14 protein-coding genes and 1 tRNA gene are annotated in these 18,407 nt (G+C 62.8%); 4 read left to right on the plus strand and 11 right to left on the minus strand.

Annotated elements, in window-relative coordinates; all coding sequences use genetic code 11:
• From T281_RS10535 to T281_RS10555, 5 genes are all read right to left on the minus strand, one after another.
• Positions 1–2,170: hydantoinase B/oxoprolinase family protein (locus T281_RS10535; RefSeq protein ID WP_037238266.1), on the minus strand; the 2,170-nt coding region annotated here is incomplete at its 3' end.
• A gap of 67 nt (positions 2,171–2,237) precedes the next feature.
• Positions 2,238–4,391: a hydantoinase/oxoprolinase family protein gene (locus T281_RS10540; RefSeq protein ID WP_037238238.1), complete on the minus strand. Its 2,154-nt coding sequence runs from the start codon at positions 4,389–4,391 to the stop codon at positions 2,238–2,240.
• 260 nt (positions 4,392–4,651) lie between these two features.
• Positions 4,652–6,607: a sigma-54-dependent Fis family transcriptional regulator gene (locus T281_RS10545; RefSeq protein WP_037238239.1), complete on the minus strand. Its 1,956-nt coding sequence runs from the start codon at positions 6,605–6,607 to the stop codon at positions 4,652–4,654.
• A 455-nt stretch (positions 6,608–7,062) separates the two neighbouring features.
• A tRNA-Leu gene (locus T281_RS10550) sits at positions 7,063–7,147 on the minus strand.
• A gap of 405 nt (positions 7,148–7,552) precedes the next feature.
• The gene (locus tag T281_RS10555; protein ID WP_037238241.1) at positions 7,553–8,575 is read right to left on the minus strand and encodes a response regulator; all 1,023 of its coding nucleotides are present in this window, start codon (positions 8,573–8,575) and stop codon (positions 7,553–7,555) included.
• Positions 8,576–9,042: 467 nt separating this feature from the next.
• Here T281_RS10555 and T281_RS10560 point away from each other — a divergent pair, with 467 nt between their 5' ends.
• Entirely contained in the window at positions 9,043–10,098 is a 1,056-nt protein-coding gene (locus T281_RS10560; RefSeq protein ID WP_037238243.1) for a sensor histidine kinase, read from the plus strand.
• Here T281_RS10560 and cqsA read toward each other — a convergent pair.
• Positions 10,070–11,338: an alpha-hydroxyketone-type quorum-sensing autoinducer synthase gene (cqsA, locus tag T281_RS10565; protein WP_037238244.1), complete on the minus strand. Its 1,269-nt coding sequence runs from the start codon at positions 11,336–11,338 to the stop codon at positions 10,070–10,072. The two genes, T281_RS10560 and cqsA, sit on opposite strands and share 29 nt — an antisense overlap.
• 429 nt (positions 11,339–11,767) lie before the next feature.
• On the opposite strand from cqsA, the gene T281_RS10570 reads away from it, so the two are divergent.
• Both T281_RS10570 and T281_RS10575 read left to right on the plus strand, forming a co-directional pair.
• Entirely contained in the window at positions 11,768–12,463 is a 696-nt protein-coding gene (locus tag T281_RS10570; protein WP_037238246.1) for a Crp/Fnr family transcriptional regulator, read from the plus strand.
• Between the two features lie 157 nt (positions 12,464–12,620).
• The gene (locus T281_RS10575; protein ID WP_037238248.1) at positions 12,621–13,853 is read left to right on the plus strand and encodes an NnrS family protein; all 1,233 of its coding nucleotides are present in this window, start codon (positions 12,621–12,623) and stop codon (positions 13,851–13,853) included.
• 16 nt (positions 13,854–13,869) lie between these two features.
• Here T281_RS10575 and T281_RS10580 read toward each other — a convergent pair whose 3' ends face one another.
• The 4 genes from T281_RS10580 to T281_RS10595 form a co-directional block, all read right to left on the minus strand.
• Entirely contained in the window at positions 13,870–14,445 is a 576-nt protein-coding gene (locus T281_RS10580) for a DUF3299 domain-containing protein (protein WP_037238250.1), read from the minus strand.
• A 13-nt stretch (positions 14,446–14,458) separates the two neighbouring features.
• Positions 14,459–15,718, minus strand: a complete 1,260-nt coding sequence (locus T281_RS10585) for an ABC transporter permease (RefSeq protein WP_037238252.1) — start codon at positions 15,716–15,718, stop codon at positions 14,459–14,461.
• Complete coding sequence (locus tag T281_RS10590) at positions 15,715–16,476, minus strand: ABC transporter ATP-binding protein (RefSeq protein ID WP_052037366.1); 762 nt, start codon at positions 16,474–16,476, stop codon at positions 15,715–15,717. Before T281_RS10590 ends, T281_RS10585 begins: the two co-directional genes overlap by 4 nt.
• A gap of 105 nt (positions 16,477–16,581) precedes the next feature.
• Complete coding sequence (locus tag T281_RS10595; protein ID WP_037238254.1) at positions 16,582–17,175, minus strand: DUF2796 domain-containing protein; 594 nt, start codon at positions 17,173–17,175, stop codon at positions 16,582–16,584.
• Positions 17,176–17,374: 199 nt separating this feature from the next.
• Between T281_RS10595 and T281_RS10600 the strand changes: the two genes are divergently transcribed.
• Positions 17,375–18,037 (plus strand): DUF1007 family protein, encoded by a 663-nt coding sequence (locus T281_RS10600; RefSeq protein WP_037238271.1) that lies wholly within the window; start codon positions 17,375–17,377, stop codon positions 18,035–18,037.
• Between the two features lie 18 nt (positions 18,038–18,055).
• On the opposite strand, the gene T281_RS19110 is transcribed toward T281_RS10600, so the two are convergent.
• On the minus strand, positions 18,056–18,407 hold a 352-nt coding region (locus tag T281_RS19110; protein ID WP_037238256.1), incomplete at its 5' end, for a hypothetical protein.

Genomic DNA, 18,407 nt, shown 5'->3' on the forward strand with positions numbered 1-18,407 from the left:
TGAACGATGCGGCGAACATCTGCTTGACGTGGTCGCCAACGCCGGTCTTCGCGACGATCTTCTCGCGCTCGCCCTTCATCCAGTCCTTCACCGGCACGGCGTTGGCGATGCGGTCCTTGCGCATTGCCTTGCGCTTCGCATCGGTCGCCGCCGCATCGACGACATAGAGGCCCGACGCATCCGTGGACACGACGACGCCATAGACGCGCTCGGCGAACCGTTCGAGCAGGTAGCCACCGTTCAGATCGTCGGCGACGCTCTGCGGGTCGCGGTCGAGCGGGTCGCCGAAGCCGGGGCCGCCGCGCATGTAGTTGAGGTAGAGGTCGTAATCCGAGAACATCTCCTCCGTGGTGATCGCCTGCTTGTCGCGCTTGATCACCGCGCCCTTGATGAGATCGTCCCACACGGGGTTCTCCGGGTCGGTATCGCCGCCGAACGGGATCGGCTTGCCTTCCTCGATGAGCGCCTTGAGGCCTGTCTTGTGCGCCGCGAAACGATAACCCGACGCCGCCGGATACCCGCCCATGAGGCCCCAGTCGGATGAAATATGACCGTTGCCCATGAAGAACATGGTCCAGTCCTTCGCATTCCAGACGAGACGCAGGCTTTCGAAGCCGCAGCCGCCGCGATACTTGCCCGCGCCGCCCGAGTTCGGTTTGATCTGACGGCCGAGATAGAGCAGCGGCTCGGCCAGTTCCCATATCTCCATGTCGCCCATGTCGCCTTCCGGGTTCCAGATGGCCGCCGCGTGGCTGAGGCCGTCGCCGACCGCCGTCGCTCCGGTTCCATTCGCCGCGCATTCGAACGAGTTTACGGCGTGGATCTCGTCATACTGGTTGAAGCCGCCGCCCTGGAGCCAGTTCGACGTGTTGGCGTTGCCCGCGTTCACCTCCTCCAGATAGCCGCGCCCGAAGTATGAGCGAGACAGGCCGCGCCACAGCGCCGTCCACGACGAAACGAGGAAGTGCCATGAGTAAGCGAAGGCGACGCGCCGGTCGTCGGGGTTCATCCACGTGCCTTTCGGCAGGCGGAACTCGGTGCCGTAGGCCGCGCCGTCGTTTATCATCTCCGACGGGATCAGCGTTTGCGTCATCATCACCCAGATGCCGGAGGTGAAGCTCACCTGATGGGCGTTGTAGGTGTGCCAGCCCCATCGGCTGGAGCCTTCAAAGTCGAGCCGCCACGTGCCGTCGCCGCGGATCGTGATCTCCGACGGCGTGTGCATTATGGAGTCGACCTTCGCGAAGTCGGACGGCACGCGGACGTCTTCATGCGCATAGGGCACGTCCACGAAACCAACCTGCCGATACTTGCCGGGGATTGTCATCGCCTTGATGCGGTTTTGCAGCCCGCGCCGCCCGTGCTCCACGGCCTCGTAGGCGAACTTCCAGAACGAGTCGATGCCCTCTTCCGCGATCACCTCCTCCACGAGCCTGCGGATCATGTGGCAGCCCGCGATGCGCGTGCGCTCGTCGAGCATCCAGTAACGCGTCGTGCGCACCATGCGCTGGCTCTCGTGCAGCCAGTCGCGGAACAGCGTGTCGTTCTCGCCCACCTTGCGGCAGGTGACGGAATAGCCGTCGCCGAAGCGCTGCACCTGGCCCGTACACATGGAGCCAGGCCCCACCGCGCCCGTGTCGATCACGTGCGTCACGCCACCGACCCAGCCGACGAGTTCGCCCTCCCAGAAGATCGGCACGATCGTGTGGATGTCGCAGGGGTGGACGTTTCCGATCAGGCAGTCGTTGTTGCAGAAGATGTCTTTGTCGCGGACGCCGGGATTACTCTCCCAGTCGTTCTCGATCATGTATTTGATCGCCGCGCCCATGGTGCCGACGTGGATGATGATGCCGGTGGACGTGAGGATCGAGTCACCCGCCGCGTTGTAGAGCGTGAAGCAAAGCTCGCCTTCCTGCTCCACGATGGGCGAGGCCGCGATCTTCTTCGCCGTTTCGCGGGCATCCACCACACCGGCGCGAAGCCTTGAGAACAGCTTGTTGTAGAGGATCGGCTCGCTGTCGCGCAGTTCCATCTGCTTGAGGCCGGCATAGTGCTTCGTCAGCCGCGTGGCCTCCATCAGCCGATCGCGGTGCTGTTTCAGCGTCTCGCCGCCGCGAACGATGCCGCGCGTCGTCGTCTTGAAGTCCGATGATTTCACGTTGAGGTTCATGACGTTTCGTCCCTGTTCGATCATTTTTGGTCGGGGTGAAGCCGGGCGGAAACCGCCCGGTCCGCTCTCAGACTTCCTTCAGGTGGAACAGCCGGTGGCCGTCGAGGAAGGTTTCGAAGCCGTCGGGGACGACGAAGGTCGTCGCATCGGATTCGATGATCGCCGGGCCCGTGACACGGTTGCCCGGAAGGAGCGCCTCCATCTTGTAGAGCTGCGCATCGACCCACCGCTTCTTGCGATAGAATTTGCGCGTGCCGATCTTGGCTTCCTCGGGCGGGGTGTCGCCGTGGAGCGTATCGACGGGGATTTTCGGCTTCTGGATCGGCACCGTGCCGCGCATGATCGCGCCCGTGACGGAATAGCCAAGCTCCGGCGAGCGCGCGCTTTCCGAATAAACGCGTCCGTAGGTGGCGTTATAGGCGTCCACCATCGCGTTCCAGTCTTCAGCGGTCGACGCAGACTTGATCGGGCTTTCGATTTCGAGGTCGTTCAACTGACCGCGATACTGCATGCGGTAGCCCGGTTGCAGCGTGACCTTGTCCGCCTCGTAGCCGTTGAGTCGGAACTCTTCGAGCACGTTGCGGGTCAGTTCGTCCCATGCTTCCTGAAGCACCGCCGCGGCCTTCGCGCGATCCCCGTCCGGCGCATCCGGCGCAAGGTTGATATCGAGCGACTTGTCGTAGCGGTATTCGAAATCCGCCGCCGCGCAGCCGAAGGCCGAGAAGCCCGCCGCCCACGCCGGCACGATCACGTCCTCGAAGCCGAGACCTTCCGTGTAGCCGTAGGTGTGGACCGGCCCCGCGCCGCCATACGAGAAGCATACGAAGCTCGCGGGGGAATAGCCCTTGCCCGAGATCATCGCCCGCAGATAGTCGCGAAGGTCGCTGTCGAGCAGTTCGATCACGCCCGCCGCCGCGTCCTCGACCGAAAGGCCGAGCGGATCGGCGACCTGCTTCCTGATCGCGTCGACCGAGCGCTGGCGGTCGAGCTTGATCGCGCCGCCGAGGAAGTTGTCGGGGTTAAGGTAGCCGAGCACCATGTGGCAGTCGGAGATCGTCACCGTCTCGATGCCGCTATCGGCCCAGCACACGCCGACGCGATAGCCCGCCGAGTCGGGGCCGAGCTTGATCGCCTTCGTGTACGGATCGAGGCGGATGAACGAACCCGCACCGGCACCGACCGAGTCCATCGCCACGAGCGGCAGCGACAGCACGAGCCGCGCCATGTCCGGATCGTTCTTGATCGTCAGTTCGCCCTGCGTGATGAGCGCAACGTCGAACGAGGTTCCGCCGATGTCCGAGCACGCGATGTTGTTATAGCCCAGCACTTCGCCGAGATACTTCGCGCCAATCACGCCGCCGATGGGGCCGGAAACGATGGTGCGCGCGAGTTCCTTCGCCTTCCACGAGATCGTGCCGCCATGCGTGGCCATCACGCGGAAGTCGAACTTCGTGCCCTGCTCCTTGAAGGCGTCGGAGATTTTCTTCAGCGTCTGTCGGGACGGCTCCGCCGCGTAGCCTTCGAGGATGGTAGTGTTGGTCCGGTGGCTTTCCTTGCGCACGGGGTAATAGTCAGCGGATGCGAAGACGGGGATCGTCTTGCCGCTCTTGGCCACTTCCTTAATGACGATGTCGCGGACGCGGCGTTCGTGCGACGAATTCTTGTAGGAGTGCAGCAGGCTGATAACGATGCCTTCAACGTCCTGTGCGATCAGATCCTGCGCAGCGCGCCGGGCGGAGTCTTCGCGCAGCGGGATGACCACGGTGCCGGACATGTCGACGCGCTCGACCACGCCGCGCGTGAGATGGCGAGGGACGAGCGGCGGGTCGTAGCGGTGCGTGTTGAGGTGGATGCGGTCTTCATAAGCGTAGCCGAGATGAGACTGGACGGCGCGGCCCATGCGGTGGAAGTCTTCCATGCCCGCGTTGACGATCAGCCCGCATTTGAGGCCCTTCCGCTGCACCACGCGGTTCAGCATCGCGGTGCCGGAATAGACGCCGGTATTGAGTTGGCTCAGCGCCTCGCCAAGCTCCATGTTCCAGAGCGACAGGCCGTCCCGGCTGGAGTTGATGAGGCCGATGGCTTCGTTTTCGGGGGTGGACTGCGCCTTGCCGACGACGAACTCGCCGTTCGCATCGACGAAAAACGTATCGGTCATGGTGCCGCCGGCATCGATGCCGAGCACCTGCACGCTTCTCAGGTTCCGTACAGCTAAATTCACTCTGACCTCCCTTTCGCTCGGCGTCTTCGCGCCGATGCCTCTTCTTTCGCAGGGAGCATGCCAGAATGTCGCACGGCGATGCGGCTTCGGCAGATCAAAGGCTTACCGCAACCGCTCACCCGGCTTTTCGCGTCCGCTAACGTCCGGCGGGGCGTCCGGTTCGGGCGTCCGGATGGCGGAAAAGGACGACGCGGACGACGAAACGCAGGGACGGGGGCCTCATCAGCCGCCGTCGGGACGTTCTGAAATTTGGAGGCGCGTCAGTCTTCCGGCGAGCGCAGGACGCCATATTTCGCAAGCCGCACATACAGCGTCGAGCGCGCGATGCCCAGACGGCGCGCAGCTTCGGTGAGATTGCCGCCGCATGCCTCGACTTCGGCGAGGATAGCCTCGCGCTCGGGCGCCTTTGCCCCGCGCCGCGGCGGAAGGACGGTGGGCGCTTTCGGTGCCACTGCTGGTTCCGCGCACGTCCCACGGGAAGCCTTGTCGCACATGCGCATTTCGAGCGGTAGATGCTCGACGTCGATCCGGTCGGTCTCGCAAAGCGCAAGAATGGCGTCGATCACGTTGCGCAACTCGCGGACATTGCCCGGCCAGCCGTAATGGCGAAGCAACATCAAGGCGTCGTTCGAAAACGAGGGCGTTGCGCGACCGAGCCGCGCCGCCGTTCTAGCGGCAAAACGCTCGGCGAGGACGAGCACATCGTCGCCGCGTTCCCGCAGCGGCGGGATACGAAGGCGCGCGGCGGCGATCCGATAGAACAGGTCGCGCCGGAAGCGCCCCGCGCCGACTTCCTCCATCAGGTCGCGGTTCGTCATGGAAACGAGCCGGATCGACACGGGGCGGCCTTCGTGATCGCCGACGCGATACACGATCCCGTCTTCCAGCACGCGAAGCAGATAGGATTGCAGGTCCATCGGCATCTCGCCGATTTCGTCGAGGCAAAGAATACCGCCGTCGGCCTTCTCGATCTTGCCCGGCCTGCCGTTCCCATCTGCGCCTGTGAACGCGCCTTTCACATAGCCGAACAATTCGCTCGCGATGAGGTCACGCGCCATGCCACCGCAGTTCACCGGCACGAACGGGCCGCTCGCGCAGGCACTCGCCGTCTTGATAGCGCGAGCGAACAGCTCCTTGCCGACGCCCGTTTCGCCCTCGATCAACACCGGCAGCGGGTTCGCCGCGAGCTTCCGCGCGCGCTCGCGAATATCGCGCATCACGGCGCTGTCGCCCACGATGTCGTCGAACGCATCGGCGGCGGGCTTCGGCGCGCGGGCGATGGCCGGGCTCGCGGGCAGGCTTCGCTTGCCGAGCAGCACGATCAGGCAACCGGCGACCTCGCCATCGTTCTTGACGATTTCGAGGCCCGCATTGGGGAACCGGTCGCGGCAGTTGCGCTCCCAGGCTTCGGCGGAGGCGGAGCCGATAATGCGACGAAGCACGCGGGGCAGATCGTCGGGCGACGCGGTATCGATCTTGCGCATCGCCGTTTCGGTGGAATGCACCAGATAGCCGCGTCGGTCGATCACCAGGATGTCTTCGCTGAGCCATGTCGAGCGCTTGGAAAGCAGATGACGCAGCAGGATCTCGTGATCGAGCTTCGCCGCCTTTTCGAGCGTCGCCTCGATCTCCCGACCGATGGCAGCGGCGAGCGCCATGCTTTGCGGATTGAAGGTCGCGACGGGGCCGGAAATGTCCACCGCGCCGAGGAGTTCGCCGTCAATAGGATGATGCACGGGAGCCGCGGCGCAACTCCAGCGCTGGACATCCTCGCAGAAATGCTCGGCGCCTGTCACCTGAACCGGGCGCTGTTCGGCGAGCGCCGTGCCGATGGCGTTCGTGCCGATCGCGCCCTCCTGCCACCCTCCGCCGGTCTGAAGCGCGTTGCCCTTGCCCTGTTCGACCACGCGGCCGTCTCCCGCCGTTTCGAGGACGAAGCCTGTTCGATCCGCGAGGATCATCATGCTTGCGGCGTCGCGCAACATTTCACGCGAGCGTTCGAGCGCCGGGTGCGACGCTGCGAGAAAGGACGCATTCAGCGAACGCCTCCGAAAGATCTCTGGTTCGTCTGCGAGGGGAGCGCGCGCCAGGGCGGTCCCCACACCAAAAGACCGCGACCGCTCCCAGGAGGCGGCGATGGCGCGTGGCAGAAGGCGCGCCTTGCGACCGTGTTGCTGAAATTCCTCCCATGCCAAGCGTATCGCGCGCTGATTCATGACCCTGTCTCCCGGCGGGGCGAACGGTTGTCCTTCAGGCAGGGACGCTCTCGTCAGCGGAGCACACATCAACAAGCAACTCGGCGCGGAAGACAAATGCTCCTCGCGCACGTCGCTCTTGTCTCAGGGTCTTTTCGATCCCGAAGTCCCTTTGCGTTTCCTGCAGGCGGACTTCTTTCTGGTCCGCTTTAACCAAAGAGTATGGCGAGCAGTCTTATTACGCAAGCCCTGCGGTTAAAGCGTTCTCGAACGAAATGTAACCACGCAGGTCGTCATTTCGACGAAACCTAATCCGCTTATCTTTTTTTCAGCGGAAGCGATACAGGAAAGCCGTCGTCACGTTTAGTGTCGCACCGGAGCATCAGCCGGAGTTAACTGATCGACCGCGTCGACAAGTTCGACATCAAGCGCGCATCGTGACGCTGAACTTGCGACAAACAATCCGGATCTACCGTTGGTGCGGGCGGAGGGGCTCGAACCCCCACGACTTTCATCACTGGAACCTAAATCCAGCGCGTCTACCAATTCCGCCACGCCCGCACGTCCCACAATTCCCTCGGAGAAGCCTCTCAGGACAGATCGTAGAGCGATCATTCTATAGCGGAGTCCGACATTTTCCAAGTGAGAGCCGCGAACGGATTTCCATGCCAGGCAATGAGCCCCCAGCCTAGCTGTTCAGTCCCGGCTTGCGATGGTGTATCGTTAACGCCGTCCCAGTGGAAGGAACTTCGGTCCAGGTTCTACACGGGTGCTGCCCTCGACAACGCACGCCATTCGAGCGGAACTACAGCGATCGGAAGCTCCGGTCGCGGAACTTCGCGACAACTTTGCAGATAACTCAAGGCCTTGCGGCTCCGGACACACTTCGAGGCTATCCGGAAGCTCAGCTGAAAAGCCGGATTTCTTCATCCGAAAGCCAAACCGTTACACAATGGGAATGGACAGCTAGATTTCGCAGACGCCCCCGACCTGCGACTGGCGGTATTGGCGCAACGACACTGCCGACAGTCCAAGTGCCCGCGACAAGCCAAGCGCCTGATCGCGCTGGATCGCGACGTTCCAGAGCGTGTTTCCCCGGATCGCTTCACACGGCAAAGCGTACTTTCGCCAGTCGAACTCGTACTGCTCTTCGTAGAACCCGGTCAGCGTCGGGCAGGTGAGTATCGTGTTGCCGGCGCGCAGCTCTTTCAAAAGCGCTGCGGGGGCGTCGACATCGATCGCAATCTCGAGTTGGGCGCGCATCCGATCCGGGTTGTTGATCCACGCGATGGTGACCTGCCCCGCCTCGTCGACCAGCATCAGGCCCGGCGGAGATGGCAGGAGATAGTGCTCGACCGCTCCGATCCGCTCGGCGAGCGTGTTGTACCAACTCGCAATCCCAGGATCGTCGAGGAATGCCGTGTCCTCCAGCTTTGCGATGGGTTCCAGGGGCGCGGTGATGTCCCTGAAATATGCGACCTGTAACTCCCGGATGATCCGCCTCAGCTTTTCGGGGAGGTCTGGGTCTTGCTTGACCAGAAACAGGTTGATAAGGCCCTCGTTGAAGGCGGCGACGGCCGTCGAATCCCCGGTCTTGCCGGTCAGGAGCACCTTCTTGACCGGCAGGTGCTTGATCTTCTGGAGGAGTTCGACGCCGGTCATGCTCGGCATTGCGAAATCGACCACGACCACCGAAATGCGCGAAAAGCGGGCGGGATCTCGGGCCATTGCGGCGATGCGCGATGCTGGCAGGCGAATGACGGGATCGGCGGTCTCCCCTTCGTCAACCGGCGCACGATTGGCTTCTTCGATCCTCAAGCCGGTCCGCTCCGCATCTTTCAGGAGGCGCCGGATGGCTTGCTCCGGGCGATGCTCGGTTGCACACAGCGTGACATCGGAATAATTGTAGTCGAAGCTGTCGAGATAGAGCCGGTCATCGTCGATGACGAGACATGTCGTCGGGTGGTAGAGCGGTAGCAATGTGCTCATAAGTACAGTCCTGATCCTCGGACGCCAAAGGCGATCGTAAGGCACTTCGGGCAGCTTAAGCGAAAACTTTATAATTACCGCACATGATATCGTGCAAGTGAAAGTTCGTAGTCGTGCAACTTGGCATTATGACCCAACGCCTGATGGGGCGGGCCTTGTTCGCCCGGTTTCGCAATCTTGTGCGCCATCTTCGCGGTGCGTATGTCGAGTACCACGCCGTCTCAGCATACAAGCTGCCAGCCACAGGGCTACTCGCCCTTATTGCTTTCCCCGTTTATTGTTTCATCTGGACATACGTTTTTCCGCAACCTTATGAGAACTTGACGTTAAGGGTTGTGGGAACCGCGCTCTGCATCCCGGTGGCGCTTAGGCGCTATTGGCCGCGACACCTCATATCGTATTACTTGCCCTATTGTTATTGGGCCCTCCTGTTCGTAGGACCGGCGTTTTTTACGCTGATGTTACTCATGAACGGTGAGAATAGCGTCTGGCTGATGTCAGAGACCGCGATCATCCTGTTCACGTTCCTGCTCTATGATCTGGCCAACGGTGTCCTGGTCTCGATATTGGGAGTGCTGATCGGGCTTATCGGCTATTGGCTGCTGTCCGGGGCGATCGATGTCCCGACCGAATTTCTGCTTCTCCTCCCTGTTTACGGCTTCATCCTGAGTGCGGTGGTTTTCCTCTCGCACAGCGAGCGCGTCATCGCGCGTGACAAGCTCATTGCAGCGCGCGCTCTCGCGAGCAGCATCGCGCATGAGATGCGTACGCCCCTTCTTGGTATCCGGCTCGACGCCAACAAAACAAGGGACCACCTTGGCCGGTTGAGCGCAGTCAACCGGTGGGCGCAGGAGCGCGGCTACGATGACACCCTGAGCGATCGCGATATGGCTGCGCTGAATGGCGCTCTCCAACGCGTAGATAAACACGCTGTCGCCGCAAACCTTGTCATCGACATGCTCCTTACCAACCTCAGGGATGAGAGCTATTCTCAAGAGCGCATGAAGTTTTATGCCATCGCAAGTACGATTGATGAAGCGATCAGCCGCTTTCAATTCCGCCCCGGCGAACGCGAGTTGATCGAGGTTCGCGTCTGCGACAACTTCATTTATCAGGGCGTGGAAATCCTGATGGTCCACGTCATTTTCAACCTCGTCAAGAACGCCCTCCGCGCGGTCGCTGGAGGAGACGGGCAAATCCTCATAGAGGCGAGAACGACACCGGCAGGACACATACTCTCGATCACCGACACAGGCCCCGGCCTTGAGGCGGCGACACTCCCCTATATCTTCGTACCGTTCGTGACAGGCCACGCGGCAACCGGCGGCACCGGCATCGGTCTGTCGTTCTGCCGCCGCGTCGTCGAAGGTTTCGACGGCAGCATCTCCTGTTCATCGGAGCTTGGCAAAGGCACGAGCTTCGAAATCAGGCTACCCATCGTCGAGGCAAAAAGGTTGGACGCGGCTGACGCCGCGTCCGCCTTGTCAAGCCACGCTATGCCGCAAGCGCGGTCGGGAGGCTAACCATGCGGGCCTGACGACCCCGGCGCCGTGTCGACGGCCAGGATGCCAGACCGACTTCGTCCCTGATCTCCGCGCATACCGCCAGCACGCGATCAAGCTCGTCTTTGGTCAACCCGCAATTCACCGTGAAGCGGATGATGCAGCGCTTCGCAGGCGTCGCCGGCGGCAGGAAGATCGCGCCGAAGACATCGCGCTTCTCAAGAGCATCGCGCAGCTTGATTGTCTCGAGAATCTCGCCCGCCTCAAGGGCGATGATCTGCGACCTCGACAGATCGACATTGTAGCCCAGCTCATCGAGGCCATCGGTCAGGTAACGATGATTGCTGTGCAAGAGACGCTGCCGCGACGGTTCGTTGGCGAAAATATCGAGAGCAGCGTTATACCCCGCGACCTCATGCGCAAGCACCTGAGTGCTGAAGATCACGGGTAGCGATTCGTAGCGCAGGAACTCGGCGTTGCGCTGCGAGCATACGACCAGGCCGCCGCGGCTCGACACAGCCTTGGACAGGCCAACGGTGCGGAAGTGCACGCGATGGCTGAGACCAAGGGCTGCGACAAGACCGGCGCCGTCGGGGCCGTGCGTGCCGAAGGAATGCGTCTCGTCGACGACCAGCGCGCAGCCGCGCCGCTCGGCAACCTCGACGAAGTCCTCCAGCGCGGCGATGTTGCCGTCGATGCTGTAGAGGGCATCGACCACGATCACGCCGGGGCCGACCTTCCCGATCAAGCGATCGAGATGCTCGGCATCGTTGTGGCGGAAGGGCGTGGGCTTGGCGCCCGCGCTCTTCACACCTTCCCACAGCGACAGATGCGCCTTCATGTCGAGGAACACAGGCGTGTCGGGGCGGCAAATCGCCTGGATCAGACCAACATTGGCGCAGTAGCCCGAGTTGGCCAGGACGGCGGCTTCCGAACCCATCAGACGCGCCACGCGCTGTTCGAAGGCATTGAGCCCGTCCGCCTCGTGATGGACGAACGTGCGTGACACCGAGTCGCCGTGACCGCTGGCTTGCAGCGCGCGGACCTCCGCTTCGATGACGCGCCGGTCGGCGGCAACGCACAAGTAGTCGTTGCTGCGCAACTTGATAGCGGACGATCCAGGGATCATGCCCTTCATCGGATGCCGCCCTTTCCAAGTCTCATCGAGCCGCTCACGATAGTAGCACTCGACTCGGTCAAACAAGAATTTGGGATCCGACGGCAGCCGCGTTTGGTGGTGAAGATTAAATTGATCGCTCATATGCGTATTCCTTGTTTGTGTTGTAGACAAGGAACAGATAGTAGCGGTGAGGGCAGGAATCCGGCTCGTGGATGAGATTCCGGTAGCATTCTGAGACATATCAGTTGGCGCAGGATTTGCTTGGCCGATCAGTCGAAACTCGATGGGCACCATCTACGACATGTTGTAGTTATAATTGGCTGCTTTTGGAGACTGCGGGAGCGCCAGAAAATGCGCAGCGCAATGAGGCGGTTGAATGCTACGCGAGCCAGCGAGGCGTCAGCCGCTCTATAGTCTTGTAAGGAATAATGGATGGCGCCAAATCGCATCCGTCCTTGGGCGCTGCCCGGTAACGCACTTGCGCTGGAGCCGTATCCGATCGGCATTGTCGGAACGGTTGCCTTTTGCGCGACGAGACTCATATCGTAGCGGAAGAGAAAGGCTGACATCGTGGCGTTGGACAAGGGCGTGTTGAAGAGGTTTGCGCTGTTCGCGTCGATGACGGATGCGCAAGTCGCCCTGCTCGCGTCGCGCGCCACGGCAAGACGCGTCGCCGAGGGCGCGGCGGTCTTCGAACAGGGCGAGCCCGCCACGTCATTCTATCTGCTGCTCGACGGCCGCCTCAAGGTTCGCCAGATCACCGCCGACGGCCAGCAGATCATCGTCCGCATCGTCAATCCGGGCGACCTTTTGGGCTTCGCCTGCGCCCTCTCCCGCCCGGACTATCCCGGCACGGCAACAGCCGCCGTCGAAAGCATCGTCGCGGCATGGCCTTCAACCAACTGGAACGCCTTCGTCGAGGCCAACCCACATCTCGCGATGAACGCGATCCGCACCATCGGGCAGCGGCTCGACGAGGCTCACACGCGCATTCGCGAAATGTCGACGCAGGAGGTCGAGCGGCGCGTGGCGCATACCGTGCTGCGGCTCGTCGATCAGGCGGGCAAGGCGGACGCTGGCGGCACGCGTGTGGACTTCCCGATCAGCCGGCGCGACATCGCCGAGATGACCGGCACGACGCTTCACACCGTGTCGCGCATCCTGAGCGCGTGGGAGGCGCAGGGGCTTGTCGAGGGCGGTCGCCGGAAACTCGTCGTGCGCGACGCCGCGAAGCTCGCGAAACTCGCCGAAGCGCCGCGCGACTGAGCGCGCAGCCGTCTGACGATAAACGCGATTCATTTGCCGACTGACAGCACGCATTCGGCCGCGGCGAACCGCGTTTGAAGTTGCGCCGCAACAAACAGGCGCGCGTCGCCGTTCGCTAAGATGTGGCGAACAAAGGATTTCGCCGATGACAGCCACAATGACCGCAACCGACCCCACCGCGACCTCCCCCCGCCAGCCGGAAACCGCCTCCCCGCGCGGCGGCATACCGCGCGGCCTCGCGCGCACCGGCCCCGTGCTCTTCTCCTACGGCTTCCGGCCGTTCTTCCTTGGCGCAGGGCTATGGGCCTTCGCTTCGATGGCGCTGTGGATCGCCGCGCTCGCCGGACACGTGCCCATCGGCGGCAGCTATGGCGCAACCTACTGGCACGCGCATGAACTGCTGTTCGGCTTCTCCACCGCCGCGCTCGCGGGCTTCCTTTTGACGGCGGTTCCCAACTGGACAGGGCGGCTGCCCGTCTCCGGCTGGCCGCTCGCTGGGCTTTTTGCGATCTGGTGCGCGGGGCGCGCCGCGATGCTCGCGCCGGACGTGCTCGGCCTCACCGCCTCCGCCGCCATCGACGCGCTGTTCCTGCCCGCGCTCGCCTTCATCGTGGCGCGCGAACTCATCGCGGGGAAGAAATGGGGCGACCTTAAAATCCTCGCCGCCGTGCTGTTCCTGACGGGTGCGAATGTCTGGTTCCATGCCTCCGTGCTGACCGGCGGCGACGAGACCATCCCGGCGCGGCTCGGCGTCTCGGCCTTCACCGTGATGGTGATGCTCATCGGCGGGCGGATCATTCCGAGCTTCACGCATAATTGGCTCAACCGCTTCGGCAAGAAGCCGTTGCCGGTGCCCTTCGGCCGTTATGACATCGCCGCCATCGCGGTCGGCGCGGTCGCGCTCGGCTTCTACACCGCCGCGCCGTCGAACCCGTTGACCGCGATCCCGGCGACGCTCGCCTTCGCGATGCAGAGCTATCGCCTCTATCGCTGGCGTGGCTGGAAGGTGGCGAGCGATCCGCTGCTTCTCATCCTTCATCTGGCCTACGCGTTCGTGCCGCTGGCGTTCGCCGCCATCGCCGCCGCTGCCCTCGACCTCGTGCCGACATGGTCGGTGCTGCACATCCTGACGGTCGGCGTCATCTCCACCATGATCGTGGGTGTGATGACGCGGGCGAGCCTCGCGCATACGGGGCGGGCGCTGTCGGCGTCGCGCATCACGCAGGCGAGCTATGCCGCACTGCTGCTGGCCGCGCTATCGCGTCCGCTCGCCGGGTTCTTTCCCGAACATGCGATGTTTTTCTATTCGGCGTCGGGCGTGCTGTGGCTCGCGGCGTTCGGCCTGTTCCTGATCCAGTACGCCCCAATCCTCTTAGGGGCGCGGCGCTAAAACCGAAGGAGCCGCGCTACTCCTTCCGCGTATCGACCGTGTCCGCGTCGATGGTGTAGCCCGTCTCGGCAAGCCCCGTGAATTGCGAGGCGACCGCGATCCGCCCCGTCACCCACACGGGATCGAACGAGCCCGCCACGTCGAACCCCTGCTCAACCTTCACATAGATGATCTGGTTCGGCGGCGGCGGGGGCACGTGGATGCAAGCGCCGATGAACGGCACCAGCAGGAATTCCTTCACGTTCGTTGCGTCGAAATCGAGCGGCACGACATAGCCGCCGATCTTCACGCGCTTGCCGTCCAACTCCTGCACCACCGGGACCGGCGCGCCCGCGCCCGGCTGATTGCGCCGCTCGGAAAGCCACGGACGGTCTTCGCCGGGCGGAAGCAGCGGCGGAGGCGGCTCGCTGCCGCCGAGCGCTGGCGACGGCGTCGCGCCCGACAGGAAGCTTTTCGATTTCACGTTCGGCGGAGCGACCGGCGCGGGCGGGACCAGCCTGCCCCACCCGATTTCCATCGGCGGCTCGTTCTCGATCGGCGCGAAACCGGTCGTCAACAGAAGGGCCACGCATGCCGCCGCCAGTCTCTTCATCTGTCCTTCTCCGTCAGGTGCGGACCGTCATGCCGTCGGCGAGCGAGAGTCGATAGGCGCGAAGCGCCGGCAACAGCCCCGCAAGGAAACCCGCCGCCACGATGCCGCCGAGGATCTTCAATTGATCCGCGCTCGGTGGATCGACCGCGACATGAAGCCCGTAAGTGCGGTCAATATAGGGCTGAAGCCCCATCAATGCGCCATAGAGCAACAGCGTTCCGGCGAGAACCCCCAGAAAAGTCAGCACGCCCGCTTCGACGACGAGCAGCGAGAGGATCGTGGACGGCCGCGCGCCAACGGAACGCAAGATCGCCATTTCGCGGCGGCGCTCGTTGAGCGTGGTGAGGATCATCGTCACCATACCGAGCAGCGCGGTTATCACCACCATGCCCGAGACGGCCGAAAGCGCGGTTTCCGCAGTACCGACGAGGCCCCAAAGCTCTTGCAGCGTCGCGCCTGGCAGGATCGCGGACAGCGGCTCCTGCCGGTAATTGTTGATCTCGCGCTGGACGCGGAAGGCAGCGAGCCGCGACTTCAGCCCCACTAAGGCCGCCGTGATCGCCTTGGGCGTCAGGTCCATCTGGCGCACGTCGTCGGCTGACACGGCCTTTGTCGGATCGCGCGCGCCGCTCTGCCAGTCGACATGGATCGCCTCGATTGCGCCGAGGCTTACATGCACCGTGCGGTCGACGGGCGTGCCGGTTTTCGCGAGGATGCCCGACACGCGGAATGGCTTGTCGTCGTGCTCAAGGAACGACACCGCGCCCGCGCCATGCGCGACGACGATCTTGTTGCCAACCCTGTAGCCGAGTTGCGTGGCGACGTCGGCCCCGATCACCGCATCGAACAGGTCGCTAAAGGGTGCGCCGGCCGCGAAGGTGAGCGGCTGCCCGCGCCGATAATGATAATGCGCGAAATACTCCGGCACCGTCCCCATCACACGGAAGCCGCGATGGCTGTCGCCGAGCGAGATCGGCACGATCCACGCAATGTCGGGATTCGTCTGGATGTCCTGATAGGTCTTCCAGGTGATGTTGTTGGTCGCGTTGCCGATGCGGAAGACCGAATAAAGCAGCAGGTTGAGGTTGCCCGACCGCGCGCCCACGATGAGATCTGTGCCGGAAATGGTGTCGGCGAAGCTCTGACGCGCGCCGGTGCGCACCTTCTCGACGCCGAGCAGAAGCATCACGCTGAGCGCGATGGACAGGATGGTGAGGCACGCGGTCAGCCATCGGTTAGCGAGCGATTGCAGCGCGAGGCGAACGATAATCATGAGCGGCCCCCGCGCGAGGCTTGCGCGATTTCGGCGAGGTCGGCGACGCGCGAGAAGCGCCCGGCGAGGCTTTCGTCGTGGCTCACCATGATGAGCGTGGCGCCTGCCGCTTCAACTTCGGTGAACAGGAGATCGAGAAAAGCCTGCTGTCGGTTACGGTCGAGCGACGAGGTCGGCTCGTCGGCGATGACGATTTCGGGCGAGCCGATCAGCGCGCGGGCGGCCGCGACGCGCTGCTGCTGGCCAACGCTGAGGCTCGCGGCATTGCCGCTTTCGATCAGCGAAGGCTCGATGCCGAGGTTGCCGAGAAGCCGCGCGGCCTCAGAGCGCCCTCCGCCGCGTGCCTCGGCCCGCCTTTTCCGCGACGGCGAGAAGCTCAGCGGCAGCAACACATTGTCGATCACCGACGCGTAAGGCAGGAGGTTAAACATCTGAAAGATGATCCCGTAATGCTCGGCGCGAAAGCGGTCGCGGGCCGCGCCGTCGAGCCGCGCGATATCGCAGCCCAGCACATCGATCTTGCCCGCGTCGGGCTTCGCGATCCCGGCGAGCAGGCTCAGGAACGTAGATTTGCCGCTGCCGGACGGGCCGATCAGCAACAGCCGCTCGCCCTGTCCAAGCGAAAAGCCGTCAATGGCGAGCGTGAAGGGATTGCGGCCGGGCCATGTGAACTGCACGCCACCGATGCGAACGATGTCCGCGCCACCTTCGTGGCGGCGCGGCTTGTCCTCGGTGGAAGGTAACGGTGAAGCGATCACCTCAGACACCCTTGGTGGTCCATTCCGACATTTGCATTAAGTTTCTGAATTTGACATGCGGGCGAGAGCTTCCTGAGCCGGGCCTCGAATGTCAAATTCGCTCCATCAGAGTTCGAGCTTCGGCTTGTCCTTCGTCACCTCATAGCTCGATTGACCCTTCGGCGTGATGACAGTCACGTCAAGCTCCTCAGCATTCGGGAACTGCTTGAAATATCCGAAGCTCAGGCTCGTGATCTTTTCCGGCGCGACGCACTCAAATGCATATTCCGCATGGAATTCCGAGTGATGATCTTCGCCTTTGTCATGGTCGTGGTCTTTCGCCTCGGCGGCGTGCTTATCGTGCTCTTCCTTGCCTTCGCCTTCGTGCTCATGCCCGGCTTCGAGGGCAACCTTCGCGCTCGTCTGCTTGCACCCGGCCGCCGAAGCGGGCGTGAAAAGCTCAAGCCCTTTTGCGAGCGTCGCCTTCGCCTTTTCGAGCTTTGCCTTGTCTTCCTTCGTGTTGGCTTCATGCTCGAAGCCCGCAATATCCGCGCCGGGCGCTTCGAGTTCGATCGAAACGACATTCTTTTCGATCGCGATGTTGAGCTTGCCGTGCCCGTGCACATGCGCGCCGAGTTGGCGGTGCTCTTCGGCCTGGGATGCCGTGAGGGCGCAGGCCGCCAGAAGCGCGGCCAGAGGGATCGTTTTCAGAATTTTCATGGGAAGGTCTCGCGAGAATTTTGCCGGATAGCATGGGGCCGACGCGCGGGTGAAGCCGCGCGCCCGACCTTTGACGTAACGTTATAGTATTACATTTGTGACGTCATTGTGGATCGACGACGCATATCGGGAGTTGGAATACCTCAAAAAGCCGGAATTCCGTGCTGTTCCTCAGGCACTCGCATTTGAAAGCAAGACCATGATACAGCGTTGGTTTTCCCGCCTCGGCCTCATCCTTTGCGCGCTTGCCGTCCAGACGGAGCTTGGCCGCGCGCATCCGCATGTGTGGGTCACGATGCACACCGAATTACAGCTCGGCCAGAGCGGCGAGGTCGTCGCCTTGCGGCACAAATGGACGTTCGACCAATTCTACACGTCCTACGCGGTCGAGGGCATGGATACGAACGGCGATGGCGTCTATAGCGAGGAAGAGTTGAAGCCGCTCGCGCAGACAAATGTCGAGGCGTTGAAGGAGTTCGAATATTTTACTTACGCGTTCGTCGGCAAAACAAAGGCCGTGCTGAAGGAGCCGACGACGGATTACCGGCTCGAATACAAGGACGACCTGCTGACACTTTATTTTACGTTGCCGCTGGAAAAGCCCGTGCCGCGCGACGAGCTGAAAGACTTCAATTTCTCGATCTACGATCCGGGCATGTATGTCTCGCTTACCTTCTCGAAGGACGATGCGGTGAAGCTTGCCGCGCCCGCCGGTGCCCAGCCGTCGCCCTGCACGCCGCATGTGGGCGACCGCGCCGTGGGACAGGAGAAGAAGCTCTCGCAGCTTGGCGAAAACATCGATCCGGCGAGCAACATCGGCTCGCAGTTCGCGGAGCGCGTATCGTTCCGCTGCCCATCATGACGAACGCCGGCGGAGGGTTTACGCGCCCCCGGCCACCTTCTCGGCAAGCGCCGCAACGACCGTGAAATCCACTTCGCGATCCGGCGCGAGTTCAGCGAGCTTGTCGAGGCAGGCTTGCGCGGCGGATGTTTCGCCACGCCGAAGATGGATGAACGCCAGCGCCTTCAACGTATAAAGCGCGAAGCGCTCCGGCCCGCCGGATGAAACGGCCCCGCGTTCCCACGCGCGGAAGTCTGCGCTCCAGCCCGCCTGCCGGGCGGCTTCCTTGAGCCCCGCCTTGGCGACCGCCAACGCCCTGTTAAGAAGGCCGCGATAGGCGTAGATCTTGTAGAGGCAGTAATAGACCGGCAACTGCGCGGGATCGAGCGCC

Origin of the sequence: Rhodomicrobium udaipurense JA643 (assembly GCF_000636015.1) — a bacterium.
GTDB lineage: Bacteria > Pseudomonadota > Alphaproteobacteria > Rhizobiales > Rhodomicrobiaceae > Rhodomicrobium > Rhodomicrobium udaipurense.